Annotated in this window: 16 protein-coding genes; 13 read left to right on the plus strand and 3 right to left on the minus strand. The window is 61.2% G+C overall.

Annotation, left to right across the window (positions count from 1 at the left end):
• The first annotated feature begins 16 nt into the window (after positions 1 to 16).
• The 11 genes from ACFSR7_RS01165 (at position 17) to ACFSR7_RS01215 (ending at position 14546) form a co-directional block, all read left to right on the plus strand.
• Positions 17 to 3871 carry a TIM-barrel domain-containing protein gene (locus ACFSR7_RS01165; protein ID WP_378158533.1) on the plus strand — a complete coding sequence of 1285 codons (3855 nt, stop codon included), beginning with the start codon at positions 17 to 19 and terminating at the stop codon, positions 3869 to 3871.
• Between the two features lie 194 nt (positions 3872 to 4065).
• Positions 4066 to 5304 carry a CpaE/TadZ family protein gene (locus ACFSR7_RS01170; protein WP_378158534.1) on the plus strand — a complete coding sequence of 413 codons (1239 nt, stop codon included), beginning with the start codon at positions 4066 to 4068 and terminating at the stop codon, positions 5302 to 5304.
• Positions 5286 to 6521: a TadA family conjugal transfer-associated ATPase gene (locus ACFSR7_RS01175; RefSeq protein ID WP_378158535.1), complete on the plus strand. Its 1236-nt coding sequence runs from the start codon at positions 5286 to 5288 to the stop codon at positions 6519 to 6521. The genes ACFSR7_RS01170 and ACFSR7_RS01175 overlap by 19 nt, the downstream gene beginning before the upstream one ends.
• On the plus strand, positions 6518 to 7264 hold the full coding sequence (locus ACFSR7_RS01180) for a type II secretion system F family protein (RefSeq protein WP_378158536.1): 747 nt from the start codon (positions 6518 to 6520) through the stop codon (positions 7262 to 7264). The genes ACFSR7_RS01175 and ACFSR7_RS01180 overlap by 4 nt, the downstream gene beginning before the upstream one ends.
• A 26-nt stretch (positions 7265 to 7290) precedes the next feature.
• Positions 7291 to 8127 carry a type II secretion system F family protein gene (locus ACFSR7_RS01185; protein ID WP_378158537.1) on the plus strand — a complete coding sequence of 279 codons (837 nt, stop codon included), beginning with the start codon at positions 7291 to 7293 and terminating at the stop codon, positions 8125 to 8127.
• A gap of 27 nt (positions 8128 to 8154) precedes the next feature.
• Entirely contained in the window at positions 8155 to 8370 is a 216-nt protein-coding gene (locus ACFSR7_RS01190; protein WP_378158539.1) for a Flp1 family type IVb pilin, read from the plus strand.
• Between the two features lie 128 nt (positions 8371 to 8498).
• Entirely contained in the window at positions 8499 to 9113 is a 615-nt protein-coding gene (locus ACFSR7_RS01195) for a hypothetical protein (protein ID WP_378158540.1), read from the plus strand.
• Positions 9097 to 11427, plus strand: a complete 2331-nt coding sequence (locus tag ACFSR7_RS01200) for a TadE/TadG family type IV pilus assembly protein (RefSeq protein ID WP_378158542.1) — start codon at positions 9097 to 9099, stop codon at positions 11425 to 11427. Before ACFSR7_RS01195 ends, ACFSR7_RS01200 begins: the two co-directional genes overlap by 17 nt.
• Positions 11390 to 12337 (plus strand): hypothetical protein, encoded by a 948-nt coding sequence (locus tag ACFSR7_RS01205; RefSeq protein WP_378158543.1) that lies wholly within the window; start codon positions 11390 to 11392, stop codon positions 12335 to 12337. The genes ACFSR7_RS01200 and ACFSR7_RS01205 overlap by 38 nt, the downstream gene beginning before the upstream one ends.
• 14 nt (positions 12338 to 12351) lie before the next feature.
• Entirely contained in the window at positions 12352 to 12840 is a 489-nt protein-coding gene (locus tag ACFSR7_RS01210) for an A24 family peptidase (protein WP_378158545.1), read from the plus strand.
• A gap of 47 nt (positions 12841 to 12887) precedes the next feature.
• Positions 12888 to 14546 carry a DUF6382 domain-containing protein gene (locus ACFSR7_RS01215; protein WP_378158546.1) on the plus strand — a complete coding sequence of 553 codons (1659 nt, stop codon included), beginning with the start codon at positions 12888 to 12890 and terminating at the stop codon, positions 14544 to 14546.
• 6 nt (positions 14547 to 14552) lie between these two features.
• Here ACFSR7_RS01215 and ACFSR7_RS01220 read toward each other — a convergent pair whose 3' ends face one another.
• Genes ACFSR7_RS01220 through ACFSR7_RS01230 form a run of 3 tightly spaced genes read right to left on the minus strand, consistent with a single transcriptional unit; the run spans position 14553 to position 16496 of the window.
• The gene (locus ACFSR7_RS01220; protein ID WP_378158547.1) at positions 14553 to 15467 is read right to left on the minus strand and encodes a TIGR01777 family oxidoreductase; all 915 of its coding nucleotides are present in this window, start codon (positions 15465 to 15467) and stop codon (positions 14553 to 14555) included.
• A gap of 27 nt (positions 15468 to 15494) precedes the next feature.
• The gene (locus ACFSR7_RS01225; RefSeq protein ID WP_378158548.1) at positions 15495 to 15965 is read right to left on the minus strand and encodes a hypothetical protein; all 471 of its coding nucleotides are present in this window, start codon (positions 15963 to 15965) and stop codon (positions 15495 to 15497) included.
• A gap of 54 nt (positions 15966 to 16019) precedes the next feature.
• Positions 16020 to 16496, minus strand: a complete 477-nt coding sequence (locus ACFSR7_RS01230) for a DUF2621 domain-containing protein (RefSeq protein WP_378158549.1) — start codon at positions 16494 to 16496, stop codon at positions 16020 to 16022.
• A 270-nt stretch (positions 16497 to 16766) separates the two neighbouring features.
• Here ACFSR7_RS01230 and ACFSR7_RS01235 point away from each other — a divergent pair, with 270 nt between their 5' ends.
• Positions 16767 to 17897, plus strand: coding sequence for a deoxyribonuclease IV (locus ACFSR7_RS01235; protein WP_378158550.1), 1131 nt, complete (start codon positions 16767 to 16769; stop codon positions 17895 to 17897).
• 65 nt (positions 17898 to 17962) lie between these two features.
• Positions 17963 to 18865 carry a formyltetrahydrofolate deformylase gene (gene purU / locus ACFSR7_RS01240; protein WP_378158551.1) on the plus strand — a complete coding sequence of 301 codons (903 nt, stop codon included), beginning with the start codon at positions 17963 to 17965 and terminating at the stop codon, positions 18863 to 18865.
• Positions 18866 to 19085: the final 220 nt, after the last annotated feature.

Raw genomic sequence — 19085 nt, forward strand, 5'->3', positions numbered from 1 at the left:
CAGGAGGATGCCGACGATGCGCCATATGTATGCATCTATGGCTCGAAAAAGCACGAGTCTGCTCACCGCCGTCCTGCTGGGCGCCGCATTGCTCGCGCCGATGGGCGCGAGTCCGGCGTATGCCTATGTCGGCGCGCTGGGCAACGTGACCGCCAGCAGCGTGTCGGGCGACACGCTTACGCTGACGATCGACAACGGCACGGAGCCGAGCGACGATATTCTCGAGATCAAGGTGCTCTCTTCCGGCATCGCGAAGGTCGATTATCGGCCTAATTCGGTCGCCGCCAGCGCCGACACGCCGATGATCGACGCCGCCAAAACGTGGAGCGCGGCAGGCGCTACGATTAATACGGCCGGCGATCCGATCACGGTCACGACGACCGATATGAAGATTGAGATTGCCAAGAGTCCGGCTCGTCTGACCGTCAAAAAGTCGAACGGAACGACCTTGTTCTGGGAGCCGTCCGCCGGCGGCGTTTTCTCCGACGGCGTGCGGTTCCTGCACAATACGGCGGACAATATGTACGGCATTCGCGGCTACAACGCCTTCGAGGACGGCGGCGACCTGCTGCGCAACGACAACAGCCACGGTGCCCATGCGGGCGAGCAGGGCGACGCGGGAGGTCCGTTCATCTGGTCGACGGCCGGCTACGGCGTGCTGGTCGACAGCGACGGCGGCTATCCGTACACCGAGTCCGCGACGGGCAAGATGGAGTTTTATTACGGCGGAACGCCGACGGAGGGCCGCCGGTATACGAAAAACGACGTCGAGTATTACATCATGCTAGGCTCGCCCAAGCAGATTATGAGTTCGTATTCCGACATTACGGGCAAATCGCCGATGATGCCCAAGTGGTCGCTCGGCTTCTCCAACTTCGAATGGGATACGAACCAGACGGAGCTGCTCGGGAACGTGGATACGTACCGGGCGAAAAACATTCCGCTCGACAGTGTCGGCCTCGATTACGACTGGAAAAATTACGGGCAGGACAACTACGGGGAGTTCACGTGGAATACGACCAACTTCCCGAGCGCGTCCACGACGGCGCTCAAGACGACGATGGACGGCAAGGGCGTGAAGATGATCGGCATCACGAAGCCGCGCATCGTCACGACCGACCTGTCGAGTCATACGACCCAGCAGTCGATCGATGCAAATGCGGGCGGCTATTGGTATCCCGGTCACGGCGCGTACACCGACTATTTTATTCCGGTCAGCGTGCGCAGCATCGACCCGTACAATGCCTCGGAGCGCGCCTGGTACTGGGACCACTCCAAGGGCGCGTTCGACAAAGGCATCGTCGGCTGGTGGAACGACGAGACGGACAAGGTGTCCTCCGGCGGCACCACGCTCTGGTTCGGCAATTTCACCACGACTCATTTTTCGCAAGCGATCTATGAAGGACAGCGGGCCTATTCGTCGACCAACCGCGTCTGGCAGACGGCTCGCACGTATTATCCCGGCGCGCAGCGCTACGCGACGACGCTGTGGTCGGGCGACATCGGCATTCAGTGGTACAAGGGCGAGAAGATCAACTGGGCCGCGGGCATGAAGGAGCAGCGGGCGACCATGCTGTCCTCCATCAATATGGGGCAGCCCAAGTGGGGCATGGATACCGGCGGCTTCAACCAGCAGGACGGCACGACGAGCAATCCGTCGCCGGAACTGTATGCGCGCTGGATCCAATTCAGCGCCTTCACGCCTGTATTCCGCGTTCACGGCAACAATCACCAGCAGCGCCAGCCTTGGGTATACGGCAGTACCGCGGAGGAAGCGTCCAAGTCGGCGATTCAGCTCCGTTACGGGCTGATGCCGTATATGTACGCGTATGAGCGCAGCGCTTACGAGACGGGCGTCGGTCTGGTCCGTCCGCTCCTGTACGATTATCCGACGGACACGAACGCCAAAAACAACCTGGACGCGTGGATGTTCGGAGACTGGCTGCTGGCCTCGCCCGTCGTCGACAAGCAGCAGACGTCCAAGTCCGTCTATTTGCCGACCGGCAACTGGATCGACTACTTCCGCGGCACCGCCTACGCGGGCGGACAGACGATCAGCTACCCGGTCAATGCGAGCACGTGGAGCGATATTCCCGTGTTCGTCAAGAAGGGCGCGATCATCCCTACGCAGAAGGTGCTGGACTACACCGGACAAGCGTCGGTCTCCACGATCAATGTCGACGTGTTCCCTGACACGGTGCAGACGAGCTTCACCTATTACGACGACGACGGCACGACCTACAATTATGAGGGCACCGGCTACTTCAAGCAGACGATGACGGCGCAGGACAACGGCGCGAGCGGCATTTCGTTCAGCGTCGGAGCCAAGAACGGCACGTATTCGGCACCGGTTGCCTACTATCTCGCCGCGATCCACGGCAAGGCCGGCACGGGCGTTACGATCGGCGGATCGAGTGCGACTTCCTATGCGAGCTTGAACGCCCTGCGCGCGGCTTCGGGCGAAGGCTGGACGAAGACGAAGGACGTCTACGGCGACGTCACCTACGTCAAGCTCGCGGCGGGCGGCGCATCGGCCAAAAACGTCGTCGTCAGCGGCTCCGCGACAGTGACGGACACCGCGACGCAGTACGAGGCCGAGGACGCCTCTTTGTCCGGCAATACGACCTCGACCAAGGCGAACGTCAACACGAACCACAGCGGGTACGCGGGTACGGGCTTCGTCGAAGGGCTCGGCAATGCGGGCGCTGCCGTCACCTTCTATCCGAACGTGGCGACGGGCGGCGACTATGCGGTCGATCTCCGCTACGCCAACTCGACGGGCTCGGCGAAGTCGCTCAGCATTTACGTCAACGGCAAGCGGGTCAAGCAAACGACGCTTGCGAACCAGGCGAACTGGGATACCTGGGCGACGCAGACCGAGACGATTCCGCTCGAAGCCGGCCGCAACAGCTTGTCGTACAAGTACGACAGCGATGCGGGCGACACGGGCAATGCGAACCTCGATTACGTCAAGGTTCCGTATGCGGCTGCCGTTGCCAAGTACGAGGCGGAGAGCGCCAGGCTGTCCGGCGGCGCAGGCATTAACAAGGATCACTGGTTCTACTCGGGGGCTGCGTTCGTGGACAATCTGAGCGCCGTCGGCGGGCAGGCCGAATTCAGGGTCAACGCGCCCGCAGCAGGCACCTATACGCTGGCGATGCGGTATGCGAACGGCAGCGGCTCGGCCAAGACGCTGACCTCTTACGTGAACGGCGTCAGCGCCGGCTCGGTCAGCTTCGCGAGTCCGAGCGCCAACTGGAACGTGTGGCAGGACGTCACCAAGACGGTCACGCTGAGCGCGGGCGCCAATCTGGTCGCCTTCAAGTACGATTCGGGCAACAGCGGCAACGTGAACCTCGACCGGCTGCTGGTCGCTTCGGCCACGCCGGGTACGCCGGAGTCCGAGCTGAACCTGCTCGATAACGGGGACTTTGACCGGGACACGGCTTACAACAGCAACTGGTCCGAATGGCATCCGACTGGGCAGACGCTTGCGTACGGTATTGACAGCGGGTCGGGCACCAATCCGCCCGAGTCTCCGTGGACGCAGGACAAGCGCGCGTTTTTCTGGCTCGCCGGCGCCTACCAGCAGAGCGTCCATCAGGTCGTGAGCGTGCCGGTCAACAACGCCAACTACAAGTTCGAAGCGCGGGTTCGACTGAAAAACACGACGCCGACAACGGCGCGGGCGGAAATCTCGAACTACGGCGGCACGGCGCAATACTACAATATCTCCAACGACGGCGTCTGGAAGTATATCAGCATCAGCAATATTTTCGTGACGAACGGGCAGGTGGACGTCGGGTTCTACGTCGATTCGTCCGGAGGCACGACGCTGCACATCGACGATGTGCGGCTGACGAAAATGTGATCGGCCAGTTGGGCGTACGTGTGCGGGGCGTCGGCGGACGGCTTCGGAAAAGGATTGACGCCGAGCGCCGAGGCATGATAATTTAGAAATATATTCAAGCGTACGGCATGCGGAAGCACCGCTGATTTCGATGATGACATCGAAATTGGCGGTGCTTTTTTGTCGTTGCCTGCGATAGGGAGGAGCTGGGTTAGATGGGGATTCGGCTGGTCGTAGCCGCGCCGCAGCCGGGGTACGCGAGCCGGCTGGCGCTGTACTTGAAGGAACGGGATCCGCTGGCGGAGATCGCGGCTTTCACGCATGCGGACGCGCTGGAGCGTTATTTGCAAACCGGGCGAGGGACGGATCTGCTGGTCGTACAGCAGTCGCTGCTGCCCGCGCTCGGGCAGGTGCCGATAGGTGGCGGCGGTGCGAAGATCGTCGTACTTACCGACAGCGGCGCTTCGGGGGAGTACGAAGGCCTGCCTGCCATCGCGCAGTATCAGTCGCTCCCGCGGCTCGCCGCGGAGATCCGCAGGCTGGTCGAGACGGCTTCGGCCAAGCCGGCGGAGGGGACGGCGCTGTGGACCGTCTATTCGGCGGGCGGCGGCGCGGGCAAGACGACGCTCGCGCTCAACATCGCCAGGCAGGCAGCGGAGCGCGGGTACAGCGTCATGTATTTGAATTTGGAGGCGCTGTGCGGCGTCGGTCCGCTGCTTGGCGGGCGGGGGACGGACGGGAAAGAGGATGGCGGACGGGAGCCGGAGGGACTGTCCAGGCTGTTGTACGAGCTGTCGGCGCATCCTGCTTCGGCGGAGGCGCGGATTCGCGCGCTTGGCTCGCGTCGATCGGCGGTCGGCGCGGGCTATCTCGAGCCGGCCGATCATCCGGCCGAGCTGCTGGCGATGACGCCGGAGCGCCTGGAGGCGCTGATCGAAGCGCTTCGCCGTTACGGCGGCTTCGATCTGATCGTCGCCGATCCGGACGGCGGCTTTGCCGGCTGGCAGCAGCGCTTGCTCGAGCTCAGCTGCAGGATCTGCTGGATCGCGGCGGACGATGTCCAGCTTCTTGGCAAGACGAGGTCAATGCTCCGGGAGTGGGGCGACCGGGAGCCGGAGCTGCTTGGCAAGTCGACTTATATTTTGAACAAAGCGCTGGGCGAAGCTTCCTCCGACGCCATGCGGCTGCCGGGGGGCGCGCAATGGCTGCCGCTGCCTTATATTCCGCAGTGGCAGCGTATCTCCGACATCGGCGCGATTTTGGGCTCGGTCGCATTTGCTGGCGGCGTCGATCGTCTGCTGGACGCGCTGGGGTATGAAGGCCCTAGAGAGCGGTCTTCGCCGCCGGGGACGACAGGTTATGCGCCGCGCGCAGAGGGACGCCGTCCGGGCGACGGCGAGCTGCGGGAGCCCGTCCCGGCGGGAGGCGGTTACGCATGCTCGGCGCAGGGCTGAGGGCGGACGAGATCGCCGCCGTGCGCGAGCGCGTCCGATCAAGGCTGGCGTGGGATGCGGCCGTGAGCGATGCCGAGCTGCGGGCGCTCATCGAAGGCGAGCTGTTCGCGGAGCCGCGGATGAACCGGCTTACCTCGGCGGAACGCGAGGCGGCCGTTAGCCGGCTGTTTCATTCCTTCAGGGGCTTGGATGCGCTCCAGCCGCTGCTTGCGGACCCGGACGTCACCGAGATTATGATCGTCGGCCACGAGCGTATTTTTTTCGAAAAGGACGGGCGGCTGCAGCGCGCGCCGCTCGGCTTCGAGAGCCGCGAGCGGCTGGAGGATCTGATCCAATCGATCGTCGGACAAGTCAATCGGATCGTCAACGAGGCGTCGCCGATCGTGGATGCCCGGCTGCCCGACGGCTCGCGGGTACACGTCGTCCTGCCGCCGGTCGCGCTTCAAGGTCCGACCGTCACGATCCGGCGGTTTCCGGCACGTCCGCTCGGCATGGACGAGCTGGTGATGCTTGGCGCGATCTGCGCGGAGGCAGCGTCGCTGCTGCGGCGGCTCGTGCAGGCCAAGTACAACATTTTTATCAGCGGCGGCACCGGCTCGGGCAAGACGACTTTTCTGAACGCGCTCGCCCGTTGGATCCCGCAGGAGGAGCGCATCATTACGATCGAGGATGCGGCAGAGCTTCAGATTCCAGGCATTGCGAACCTCGTATCGCTGGAGACGAGGAACGCGAATACCGAAGGCAAAGGCCGGATCGGGATGCGCGAGCTCATCCGCGCCTCGCTGCGGATGCGGCCCGACCGGATTATTGTGGGCGAGGTGCGGGGCGAGGAGGCGCTCGACATGCTGCAGGCCATGAACACCGGACATGAGGGTTCGCTTTCCACCGGCCATGCCAACACGGCCCGGGACATGCTGTCGAGGCTGGAGACGATGGTGCTCGGCGGCTCGGAGCTGCCGGTTGCCGTCGTACGGCGACAGCTTGCTTCGGCGCTTGATATTGTCGTTCATCTGAGCCGGTTAAGGGACGGCAGCCGGCGCGTTGTCGAGATTAGCGAGATCGCAGGGCTTCGGGATGGGGAGGTGGAGTTGAACCCGCTCTACTTGCTCGGAGGGGAGAACGGAATGCATAGCGACGTTCTTCGGCGAGCGGGCGAACTGACGAATGTGCGCAAGCTTAACGGCTGGTTGGAAGCGGGCGAGGAGGTGAGGGTATGAGCTTAACGGATTACCGGGTATACCCGCTCAGCCGCTCCGAGCGCATGTACGCAATGGCGGGAGCGGCTTTCATCGGTTTTGCCGCCGTATGGCTGCTGTATCGCCAGCCCTTGGTCGCGCTGCTCGCGACGCCATGCGGCTGGTACGGGCCGAAGCTGGTCGCCGGTCATTTATGCCGGCGCAGGCAGGAGCGGCTGCGGCTGCATTTCAAGGATATGCTGCAGACGCTGTCGTCGCTGCTGTCCGCGGGGCGCTCCGTCGAGACCGCGTTCGGCGCGCTCGAAGCCGACATGGCGATGCTGACCGGCGATCCGGCTGCGCCGATGCTTCGCGAGATTCGGGCAGTGACCAATCGGCTGCGCAATGGCGAGCCGCTCGAGCTGTCGCTTAGCGATCTGGCCGTTCGCAGCGGCATCGAGGAGATCGCGAACTTCGCCGAGGCGTTTCGGATCTGCAAACGCTCGGGCGGCGATCTCGTCGAGGTCATGCGGCGCACCTCTGGCCTGATCGCAGAGAAGCTCGAGGTCGAGCTGGAGGTCAGCGTTATGATCGCCCAGAAAAAATTCGAGTCCAGGCTGATGATGGGCATGCCCTTCGGCTTCGTCGGGCTGCTCGGTTTTTTTGCCGGAGATTATATGCAGCCATTATACCGGGGCGGGGGACTGCTCGTGCTTACCTTATGCTTGGCCGCATTGGCGGGCGTATGCGCGTGGATGATGCGCATTATGGATATCCGGCTATGATGCGGTTCGCGCTGGGGGGATTTGCCTTGCTGCTGCTCGCAGGCTATGCGGCGCTGCTCGCGCATGTATACCGAAGACGCGCTTGGAGCAAGCCTCGTCATTTGCTGCTCGATCCGATGCACGCGCTGATCGGGAGCGTGCGCCTATGGCCGCGGATCGCCCCGAGGCTGCATCGCGAGCAAACTGCGCTATCCGCCTTGTCCGGCGGACGGGACGTATCCGCGCTGCTGTCGCGGCATGCCGCTATGTGTGCCGCCTATGCTTATGCGGCGCTGCTTGCGGGCGCCATGCTCGGCTGGATCGCGGATCGTGCCGCGTTGCTGGGCTTGGGCGCGGTGATGGCGGGGCTACTGCCGCTAATCAAGCGCAAAGAGCTATACGGCAGGCTGGAAATGCGCAGGCATGAGATCGTGATGGAACTGCCGGAGATGCTGAGCAGGCTGCTGCTGATGGTGGGCGCGGGTGAAAATGTGCTCCGGGCGCTCGAACGCTGTCTTGATCGGCCGGCAGGCGCCGGGGCCAGGAGAGGGGATACGCTTTATGCGGAGCTTGAGGCCGCGGTGACGGCGGTGAAGCGGGGAGAGTCTTTCGTTTTCGCGTGGGAGGAGTTCGGGCGGCGATGCGCCGTACCTGAGGCGAGGATGTTCGCCACGACGCTGCTGATGAACGCACGACGCGGCGGCGATACGTTCGTAACCGCATTGCGGGAGCTCTCGCGCATCCTGTGGGAGAAGCGCAAGGCCGCAGCCAGGACGCTCGGCGAACGCGCTTCCTCCAGGCTTGCCTTTCCGCTCGCCATTATATTTCTCATCATCCTTGTTCTGGTCGGCACGCCTTCGATCTTGCTGATGGCGACTGAATAATTTTATTTTTAATAGGGGGTTTATTACATGAGTATTCGCCGTCTTTCTTTTAGGCTCGGGATGTACGCGCGCGGCAAGCTGAACGCATTCTGGAGGAACGAGGAGGGGCTTGGCACGCTCGAGATCGTGTTGATCGCCGCGGTGATCATCACCATCGCCGTATTGTTCAAGGATTGGATTTTGGACTTCCTGGATCGGCTATTCGGCAAAGTCGAGGATAAGTCGGATTCGTTTTTCAGTTGACAGGCATGGCGAGCTTTATCCGACTTCATGCGGTTGTTCGCGCGATTCGTCGCCGGCTGAGCGGTTCTTACGTCTCCATCTTTTGGCGTCAAACCGCCGGGTCCTATTCGCTGGAGGCAAGCATGCTGATGCCGACATTGCTGATTGTAACTTTTTTGCTCGTTTTTTACGCGCTTTTTACCGCTCAAAATGCGATCGTCCATTACAAATCCGGCATGGCCGCGGAAAGGACGGCCTATAACTGGAGTCATGCCGGAAGCGACTTCGCAACGGGCGCTTACGACGAAGGGGCGTATGACGGCTTGTACTGGCGTCTGACCGAAGACGCGCTGCTTCAGGGATTATTCGGCTGGTCGGCGGGCGAGTCTTCGGACGTTTTGAATTTCCCCGGCGAGGCCGAGCCGGGGGAAGGGCTGATGCTGCGCAAGCTGTATCCGGCCGCCCAAGCGCTCGCCGCCAATTGGCGAGGCAGCATCCGATACGAGCGTGGAGGTCTGCGCCGGGAGATTGCCGTCATGGCAGCGGATCCGGGCGAGCTGAGCCCGCTTGCGCGGCTGCGCGGTTCTTCGGTTGCATCGTCCGAAGCGTCGGCTCCGGTGACGGATCCGGCGGAGTGGGTGCGCACGTTCGATCTTGTCCGTTACTACACGGCCCGGGCAAAACTTGCAGGCGACGGCGCAGAGACATATCTCGGCAAAGCGGGCTCTCTGCTAGGGAGGAAGGCGGATGCGATATCGCAATAAAGGCAGAAAAGGGCGGTCGAACCATCGGCTGTTCCGGTTCGGTGGAGAGACTTCAGGAGCCGTGTCTATTTACATGGCAGCGGTGATGGCCGCGATGATCTTTCTGACGGGAACGCTGATCGATTTCGGTCGTATCGCGGCATATCGCAAGCAGGCGGAGCTGTCGTTGAAGGCCGGTGCCAGAGGCGTGCTGTCGGCATACGATCCGGTGCTGTACGATCGCTACGGCTTGTTTGCGATCGGAGGCAGCGAGCCTGAAGTGCTGCTGTCCGAAGTGCTCGAAGGGTATCGGGATCCCGAGGATGCCGAAGCGCTGCGCCTGCTTGATACGACGTGGCGGGACGGGGAAGCGATCGAGAGCCGGCCGCTCGGCTCCCATGCCGTATTCAAGCGGCAGGTTCTTGAGGAGATGAAGTATAAGGCGCCGATCGACTTGACGCTGGATCTGGCTTCGCGGTTCAAGGGCTTGCCGGTTTTGATTAAGGAAGCGCGAAAAACGTCCGATTTGCTCGAGGACATGCGTCAGGCTTACGAGAAGCGCGAGGCGGCCTTGGATCGCGCGCTGGAACGCCAGGCGGAAGCGGGCGACGCCATGACGGAAGCTTTCAAGGGAATCGTTCCGCGGCCGCCGGTACCGATGACGGGCGGCAGGTCCGCCGGAGACGTTCAGGATGTTGCGGACGCGGCTTTGATGTACGGCGATTACACGGCAAAACGGGCCGAAGACGCAGCCAGAGCCGAGGCCCAGCGGCAGCGGGAAGCGGAAAGATTGCGCCGGGAGGCGGAAGAAAAGCTGAAGGGAGCCTTGTCGTCTCCAGGAGCGTCCCCTTCCCCGACGCCTGCTCCATCGGAAGGTCCCTTGTACGCAGCGCAAATCGCGGCTTACGAACTTGGAGCGGCCAAGCTTGCGGGGCAGCTGCGGAATAAGCCGGTACAAGCATTTTCCTTGCTCGAGAAATCGCTTGAAGCGGCGTCGAAGGATGTGGAAGAGGCGCGGGCGGCGAATCAAGAAATGGCTCGGATTGCGACGGAGGCCGGCGGCGTTGCAGATACGCCCGCGGAATGGCCGGCGGAGACGGGGGAAGGCGGTTTTGGCGACGGTGAAGCAGGTTCGCTGCAAGAGCTTCGACGAGCCGCGTCGGAGCTGGTTCTGGCCGATGATTATTGGGAGCGATACGGCGAAGAGCTGGAGGCCATTCGCAGCGCCGGCATCGGTTTGCGCGATGCAGCCGCATCGATGGCAGGCTCCTTGGACTTGGCGCCAGGTTCGTCCGGCATGGACGGCGCGCTGCGAGACGGAACGGACCGTCTTCAATCGCAATTGGCAGGCTTCGCCGGCAAGCATGGTTCATCGGGCAGCGTGACGGACGGGCGCCGCGAAACGCTCAAGTTCGAGCGGGCGGACGAAGAGGAACGCAAGTCGCTGGAAAAGAAGTCGCGCGCCGCCTGGTCGGGCGCGACCGCCTTTCTCGCCACGTTGGCGGGCATACGATCGTCGCCGGAGGAGAAGCAGGCGTTCGAAAGGCTCGATTGGCTATACCGCCGCAATTTAACCTGGAATGAGGGGCAAGAAGAAGCAGCTGCGACACAACAGCCCTCAGATGCCGAAGAAGGGCGCAAGTCGGCGTTCGCATCCGCGGACGGTTGGCTGGATGCGCTTGGAGACGGCGTGACGGGGATGCGCGATACCGTATATTTTGCCGAATACGCCTACGCGCGTTTCTCGATGGCTGAGCCATCCGAAGTTCGCGCGATGTTGGAGGGGAGCGGCGAGAGCCTGCTGATGCCGAGCGAGCAGGAAAACGAGTACGTGTTGTACGGGCTGCGCAATCCTTCGGGTAATATTGCGGCGGCTTACGGCGAATTGTTTGCGTTGCGCCTTGCGATCCGCACGATGGAAGGGTTGATCGAGTGCCGCTCTTACGGGCATCCGCTGGTCGTGCTTGCCGCAGCCGCGTTTTACGGCATCACCGAAGCCTTGAAGGACGTTCAAGAATTGCTGGACCGGGGCGTTATAACGCTATCCAAATATGCAAAAATCGATACTTACTATAAGGATTACATTCGGTTGTTTCTGCTGTTGCACGGGAGCTCCGACGCGCAGACGTCCCGCAGGATCGCTTTAATCGAGGACACGCTCGACGTCGATCTTCAGGAAGCCTACACCTACGTAAGCGCGCGAGGCGTCGCTTCGGTACGATTATGGTTTTTGCCGGGTGCCGCCAAGCTCGCGGGAAAAAGTGTATCCTGGCGGGGGACGGTGAAGGGAAATCGTTATGAGACGGCTTTTTCGTCGGATAGCGCTTATCAGTAAGAAACGGGCGGGCAGCGAGGGCAGCTTGACGCTCGAGGCCGCGCTGACGATGCCGACGGTCATGATTTGCATTTTGTTTTTAATTTATTTGATTCACGCCTCGATTGCCGCCATGGCGCTGCAGGGCGCCTTGTCCCAGACGGCCAGGCAGACTGCGTCGGTATGGTACCCCTTGTCCGAGAGCTTGGCAGGTGCCGGCGAGGCTGTCGGTGCGGATGCTTCTGCTTACGCAAGCTGGAAGGAAAGGCTGGCGGGTCCCCAGGAGACGGTCGGCAAGCTTGCTCCTTATTTGCCCGATCCGCTCTCCGAATGGGCCGAACGGTTTGCGGCAGGCGACTGGCATCCGGACGCGCTTCTTGCAAAGCAGGCACTGGAGCCTCGCGTCGCCGACAGGCTCGATAAATCCATGCTGCCTGCTTCGCGAATGAAGCTGTTCCGCGTCGAATTGCCGGATGCAGCGGACGTTGCCCAAGCGTATCTGACGCTTGAAGCGGAATATAGATTGCCATTTTCATTTCCTTGGTCCGGACGGCCGCTCATCCTTCGGGCATCCGTCCGGGAAAGGGTATGGACGGGGGGCGAGCGTCTTGCCGCAGCGGCCCCGGAGCCGGGCGGGGAAGCGGGCTCGCTGGCGTTTGTGTCGCTTGAGCCTTCTCCCGTTCAACGCGGACGCAGGGTGACATTGGTCTTGCGGGCGGAGCCGGGCGCCGCGGTCGATCTTAAGGTCGTTTACAAAAGCGGTCTGAGCCAGGCCAGGCATCTGGGCGCGGCGACGGCCGACGCGTCCGGCCGCGTTTCGTGGACGTGGCTCGTATCGGGCAACACGACGCCCGGCGAATGGGAATGGGAGGCCTCTTACGCAAGAGGAAGCCTTGCGCAGACTTTCGAGGTACATTCCAAATCAGCCTGAAAAGGAGGTTAGCCGTGGATCAGGTTGTATGGTCGGCGACGGCAATGCTGCTGTTGTTCGCTTGCTGGAGCGACATCAGGCGAATGCAAATATCCAATTTGCTGTGCGCCGTTTTTGCGGCAGGCGGCTTCATCTTTCACATCGCCGCGTACGGCCCCGGTCGCATCTGGTGGACGATCGGGGGGATTGTCGCGGGTTTGATTCCGCTATGGCTGCTTCATGCCGCCAGAGGTCTCGGCGCCGGAGACGTCAAGTGGTTTGCCGCCTACGGCGCATGGGCCGGCGCTTCGGCAGCGCTGCAGCTGGTTATCTATTCGCTGCTGTTCGCGGGAGGAATTGCAGCGCTATTGCTCTTGTTGAGGATGCCGCTCGTGCGTCCCTGGGCGCTTAGATTCCAGTGGCCGTGGGGATCGCATCCTGCGCTTGCCGGCAAGGGCGCTAAGTTTCCGTTCATGCTGGCCGTGGCGCCGGCATATGCGATGCTTGTCTTCTACGGCGTGTAGCTGCGAGTCGCAGCTTACAAGCAAAAGTTGACGTAAGGAGGGAAGTCATGAACGAGCTGAAAACGAGATTCGAGCAGCAGCGCGGACTGTGGATGATCTTCGAACGGGCGTCGGCGCCTTGGCGCAGGGAGGATCTGGATGCAGTTCAGACGGGAATGCTGCAGGCATGCGAGATACCGGGTCTATTGCCCTTGGCCGTCGAAGAGACGGATGGACGGATCGGGCTGCGTTATCGACTGTCCGGCAGCAAAATGCTGAGCCAGTCGCTTAGGGCCGAACGCTGGACGATGACCGACGCGATAGCCGCTCTCTGTAAGCTGGCCGAAACGGCTGAGCAGTGCCACGATCATATGCTGGATTTTAAACGACTGCTGCTAAGAGACGAATACATTTTCGTGGGAGACGGTTGGCATGACCTGCGGTTTGCCTACTTGCCGCTTGCGGACGATGCATCCGGAGAAGACGAAGCGGGATTTGAACGCCTTATCGTGAGGTGGGTCATGCGTGCGGATAACCCGGACGGTGTGCTGCTGCAGCAACTGCTTGAGATGACGGCTGCAAAAGGTTTCGTGCCTTCTTCTTTGCGTGCTTTCGCCCGCCGTTATCTGTGCGAACGCGCCGAAGAACGTGCGGGAAGCATGATTCAAGCCGCCAATGGCAGCGAAAAGTGGTTTGCGGGAGGCGGGCAAGCTTCGACACACGCGGCGCTTCAACCGGAACGGAAGGCAAATGAAGGAGCGCCAGACGTTTTTTCACGGGTGGATCGGGTGAGGCTGCCGTCGCACAAGGCGTCCGTGCGGAAGGAGGGAGAGGCTGGCGAATCTTCCTGGCAACGTCCGAATGCTATACGATCCGAGCGCGCTCAAGATCCGGTTCCTGTCGGGAATGAAGAAGACGCGCATGCAGATGCCGGTTTAATCCCCGGCGGCATGAGCGCCGTCAGATGGCGTGCATGGCTCGTGACGCTGTCAGCAGTCGCGGCGGGCATTGCCTGGAAAATATTATATGCCGATGCACCGGGTACGAGAGGACTTGCAATGTCACTTGCTGCGACGGCAGCGTGCGCGGGCTTGTGTTTGTTTCTCTGGAACGGATGGACAAGGAAGGAACGAACGGAGACCTTTCGCGGTATGGAGAGAGGTTCCGAAGCAAGCGAACCAGAGCTGGAACGGTACGAGTCCTATCCGACATGGCCCGATCCTGTGGATGGGAAGGCGGACCGCGCATCGGATCTCATGCCGTCGTCGAGATTCGAATCCTATTCTGACGGCTCGAAAAGCAATCGGGCGGCATCTGATCTAACGCTTCACGATCGTCCGCAGACGGAATGGCTGCCTTCCAAGCGGGAAGCGACGGAGCTGTTGGCCTCGCCGCAGCCTTCAGTTCTCGCGGTATGCTACCTGGAATGGGAGTCTGCGGAGCGGCCGTGCAAAATACCGCTGAAAGCCGAATCCCTCGTAATCGGACGCTCTCGGGACGCGGCTCAACACGTAGATGAATCGGGGGGGATGTCCAGAGCGCATCTGGAAATGCTGCGTGAGCAGGGACGATGGCTGGCCAAGGACCTGGGGTCCCGCAACGGCAGCTGGCTCAACGGCAGTCCGATGGCGCCGTACGAAGCTTATCCGCTCGAAACGGGAGATTGCCTGCAGGTGGCCGGGTCGATCTACCGTTTCCATGCGCCTAGCGAGCCGATGCGAACCTAACGTGCTTTAACGCCGGCCTTCCAGGTCTCGAAGGGCGCCTTCCAGCTTAGGATGTCGGAAAACGTAACCATGCGCCTGCGCTTTGCGGGGAATGGCGAACTGCCCGGTGAGCAGCAGCGCGGACATCTCGCCGAGCGCGGCGCGGATTGCCCAAGCGGGCGCATGAAGCCAATACGGGCGGCCCAGCACCTTGGCCAACGTCCGGCCGAAGACATCGTTGTCGACCGACTCGGGCGCGACTGCATTGACGGGCCCGGAGATCGCCGGGTTATCCAGGCAGAGCAGGATGAGCCCCACGATATCGTCGATGTGGATCCAGGGCATCCCCTGCCTGCCCGAACCGAGCCGGCCCCCGGCGAATAGCTTAGTCGGCAGGCTGAGCAGCGAATACGATCCGCCGCCTTGGCCCAAGGCGAGACCGATCCGCAGCTTGACGGTACGATCGACCGGGATACGGTCGGCTGCGGCCTCCCATTGTACGATCGTCTCGCTCAAAAAATCCTCGGGACGCGGGGGTGCACTCTCGTCGAAAGGCATGGGATACCGGCCGCCGGTCGATTCCGAATGACCGTAAAGCGAGATGGCGGAGGCGTTCACGAGCACGGACGGCGGGCTCGGCATGCGTGCGACGGCGTCCGCGATACGTCCTGCAGCCTGGATGCGGGAGGATAGGATGAGCGCTTTGGACTTGGGCGTCCATCTGCGTCCGATTGTCGCTCCGCTCAGATTGACGATCGCGTCGACTCGGCCGGTCTGGCCGGGATCGGCCAGCCACGATTCCCAGGTCGCATAAAGCAAGCCTGCGGCTGGCGCCGCAGGCTTGCTCCGGGATATGATCCATACTTCGTCTCCGCGGGCGGAGAGGGCTTCGGCCAAGGCGGAACCGATAAATCCGGTACCGCCGCACAGCACTGCGCGCATGGGCTCACCTCATGGGAATGTCATGAATTATTGCTTATCGATCGAGGTGATGACGTACTGCTCGATCGTCTCGCTGTCGCCTTTGATCTCATTGATCTTGTACTTGAATTTGACCTTCACACCGTCGTCCCAGCTCGACAGCTTGTCCGAGATCTCGTCGTCGATCTGATAGGCGCGGATGCCGTCGGCGCTCTCGACCTCGATCGAGTGATTGTCGATTTGTCCGTTGTACGTGCCTGCCGTTTCTTTCTCGTCGACCGCGTCAGAAGGAGCCGCGGTGGGCGCCGCGCTAGGCGACGCGGATGCGCTGGCGTCCGGCTGTGCGGACGGAGAGGCGTCAGGCGACGATGCGGGGGACGCAGAAGCGGATACGCTAGGCGAAGGGGAAGCGTCGCTTCCTTCTTTGTCGTTGCTGCAGGCCGTGCCCATGAGCAGCATGGCCAGAACGGCGACGGCCCAGGCCGAGTTTTTACCGTACCGATTCAGTTGATTGAACATACCAAGACCACCTCCAAACGATCGTGCGGCCGCCCTGTCCGGACGAGCCGCTCCTTAAGTTAGACGACGGGAGGTGCCAAAGGTTTCGTTTTTTTCCGAATTGAGCAGATGGGCATACGGCGAATAATCGATGCCGTTGCTGTCCAAAAAGCTGATCAAGAAGGCGTGATCGCGCTTCGGCGTCGCCAAAATATAGCCTTTAATGCAGTGCTCCTCCGTCACTTTTCCCTCGCCGCTCTCGACGGCGAGCTGGCCGATCTGCGCGGCGATCGAATGCTTGGCGATGTCGCGGAAAGCGTTGGGCACGGGCGAGGCCAGCTTGTCCAGCATAGCCTTCGATTCGTCGTTCCAAAGCGGACGGCTGAGCTCGACCCAATGGTTCTGCCAGTCGAGCTTGGACTTGCCGTCGGCCTTCGGCAGCACCTTCAAAAACTTGCGAAACATGAAAAAGCCGCCAATGCTCATAAAAACGACCAGCACGACGCCCCAAAATGCGATAAAGTACATAAACCAATCGGGACTGGATTTCATTTTTCATTCACCTCGCTTCCGAAATTATATCGTATTTCTACCAGTCTGTCCCGCAAAAGAGAAAAGCCGTCATTCTATTCTTGCAGCGTTCGCCGGGTTTATTTCATGGTGCGATTTTTCAATGGAATACGGCTATCGGCTGGGCCCGTTTACCGTCTCTGGCGGATACGGTCTTCTAGATTTATTTCTACGTTCGCGCTACAATAGACTTTGATTTGAAGGGACGGGCCCGGACAGTACAGGGCGCCGCATACGGAGAGGAGTAAAGCCATGCTGAAGATCGGTTCCCACGTGTCTTTTTCGGACAAGGGATTGCTTACGGCGACGGACGAAGCCAAGTCCTACGGCTCCAGCTCGTTCATGATTTATACGGGAGCGCCGCAGAATACGAGGCGCAAGCCTATCGAGAGCTTGTACATTCCCGAGGGGAGAGAGGCGATGACGGCTGCGGGGATCGGCGAGATCGTCGTCCATGCGCCTTACATCGTGAACCTCGGTTCTTATAAGGAAGACACGTTCGAGCTGGCCGTCAACTTCCTGCAGGAGGAGATTCGCCGGACAGACGCGATCGGCGTCAACAATATCGTGCTTCATCCGGGCGCGTACACCGAAAAGGATCCGGAATACGGCATCGCCCGCATCGCGGAAGGGCTTAACGAAGTGCTGGACGCGACCAAGCATACGAACGTGAACATCGCGCTCGAGACGATGGCCGGCAAAGGCACCGAGATCGGCCGCAGCTTCGAAGAGCTGGCCGCCATCATCGAGCGCGTACGCGACAACGGCCGCCTTACAGTCTGTCTCGATACTTGCCACGTTCACGATGCGGGTTACGATATTGTCGACGATCTGGACGGCGTGCTGAAGTCGTTCGACAGCCTCGTCGGCCTCGACCGCATCGCGGTCGTCCACTTGAACGACAGCAAAAACCCGCGCGGCGCGGGTAAGGACCGCCATACGCCGGTCGGCTCCGGCTGGATCGGCTACGATGCGATCAACAATGTCGTCAGCCATCCTTCGCTGGCCGGCAAGCCGTTTATCCTCGAGACGCCCTGGATCGGCAAAAACGCCGGCAAGGAGCGCCCGATGTACGAGGCCGAGATCGCGCTGCTGCGCGGCGACGTCGACCTCCGCTTCGGCGGCGAGTTCCTCGAGGACGTGGAGCGTCTGCACCACTTCTTCAGCAAGCAAGATATCGATCACCGCGCTTTCGTGCTCAGCACCTGGGAGCTCTTGAAGTCCGACGCCAAAGCGCGCAAGGCGGATCCGCGCGAACCGCTCGAGCGTCTGTACGATCTAGCGATGGAGCATCGCGTGCTGTCCGGCGACTACAGCGAGGAAGCTGTCAATCAGCGCCTGACGGCCTATCTCGCCGGCCGGGAATGGCTTGCCAAAGTATAAAGGGCGACGCAAGCGAGATAAAGTAAGAAAACGAAGCAATCGATAGAGAGGCAGAGGAACCCGTCATGACCCAGAACGTTTACCAACACCAGGACAGCAAGGGCCGCGAGGAGAACGCGAACCGCGCCCGCATGCTGATCTCCTGCCCCGACCGGCCGGGAATCGTCGCCGCCGTCTCGCAATTCCTTTACGAGAAGGGCGCCAACATCCTGCAGTCGGACCAGTACACGACCGATCCGGCCAGCGGCATGTTTTTCATGCGGATCGCCTTCGATCTGGGCGGCCTCGAGCAGAACCTGCCTGTTCTGCAGGAGGATTTCGCGCGAATCGCCGACCGGTTCGAGATGCGCTGGAGCGTTTATCGTGCCGTACGGCGCAAACGCCTCGCCATTTTCGTCTCCCGCGAGGACCACTGCTTGCTCGAGCTGCTCTGGCAATGGCAGGCGGGGGATCTCGACGCCGAGATCAGCATGGTCGTCAGCAATCATGACGACATGCGGGGGCTCGTCGAATCGTTCGGCATTCCTTTCCATCACATTCCTGTCACGCCGGAGACCAAAGCCGAAGCCGAACGCCGTCAGCTTGAGCTGACTGCAGGCAAGGTCGACCTGGTTATTCTCGCCAGATATATGCAGATTATTACGCCGAAATTCATTGAACACTTCACCAATCGCATCATCAATATCCATCACTCCTTCCTGCCGGCGTTCGTCGGCGGCAAGCCGTACCACCAGGCTTACGATCGCGGAGTCAAGCTGATCGGCGCGACGGCGCACTACGTGACCGCCGAGCTTGACGCAGGGCCGATTATCGAGCAGGACGTACAGCGCGTCAGCCACCGCAACAATGTGGACGAGCTGAAGCGCATGGGCCGTCACATCGAGCGGATCGTGCTGGCCAGAGCGGTGAAATGGCATATCGAGGACCGCCTGGTCGTGTACCAGAACAAAACGGTTGCCTTCATCTAAAGGTTTGGCAGGGACCGGAAAGACTTGGCTGAGAAATTCATCCGGACGCCAATACGGATAAAGCCGCCGGGCGAGGAAAACGATAATCTGAAGTCCGCATCTCGCGAGATGCGGACTTACGCATGAATGAAAACATTCGACTTGTCCGTACAAGTACTGTGGCAAACGGACAACCCCCATGTTACAATAGGCAAGGCCGAACTGCGGCGATTTAACGAGT

The sequence above is a fragment of the Cohnella sp. GCM10020058 genome, assembly GCF_042683485.1.
Classification (GTDB): Bacteria; Bacillota; Bacilli; order Paenibacillales; family Paenibacillaceae; genus Cohnella.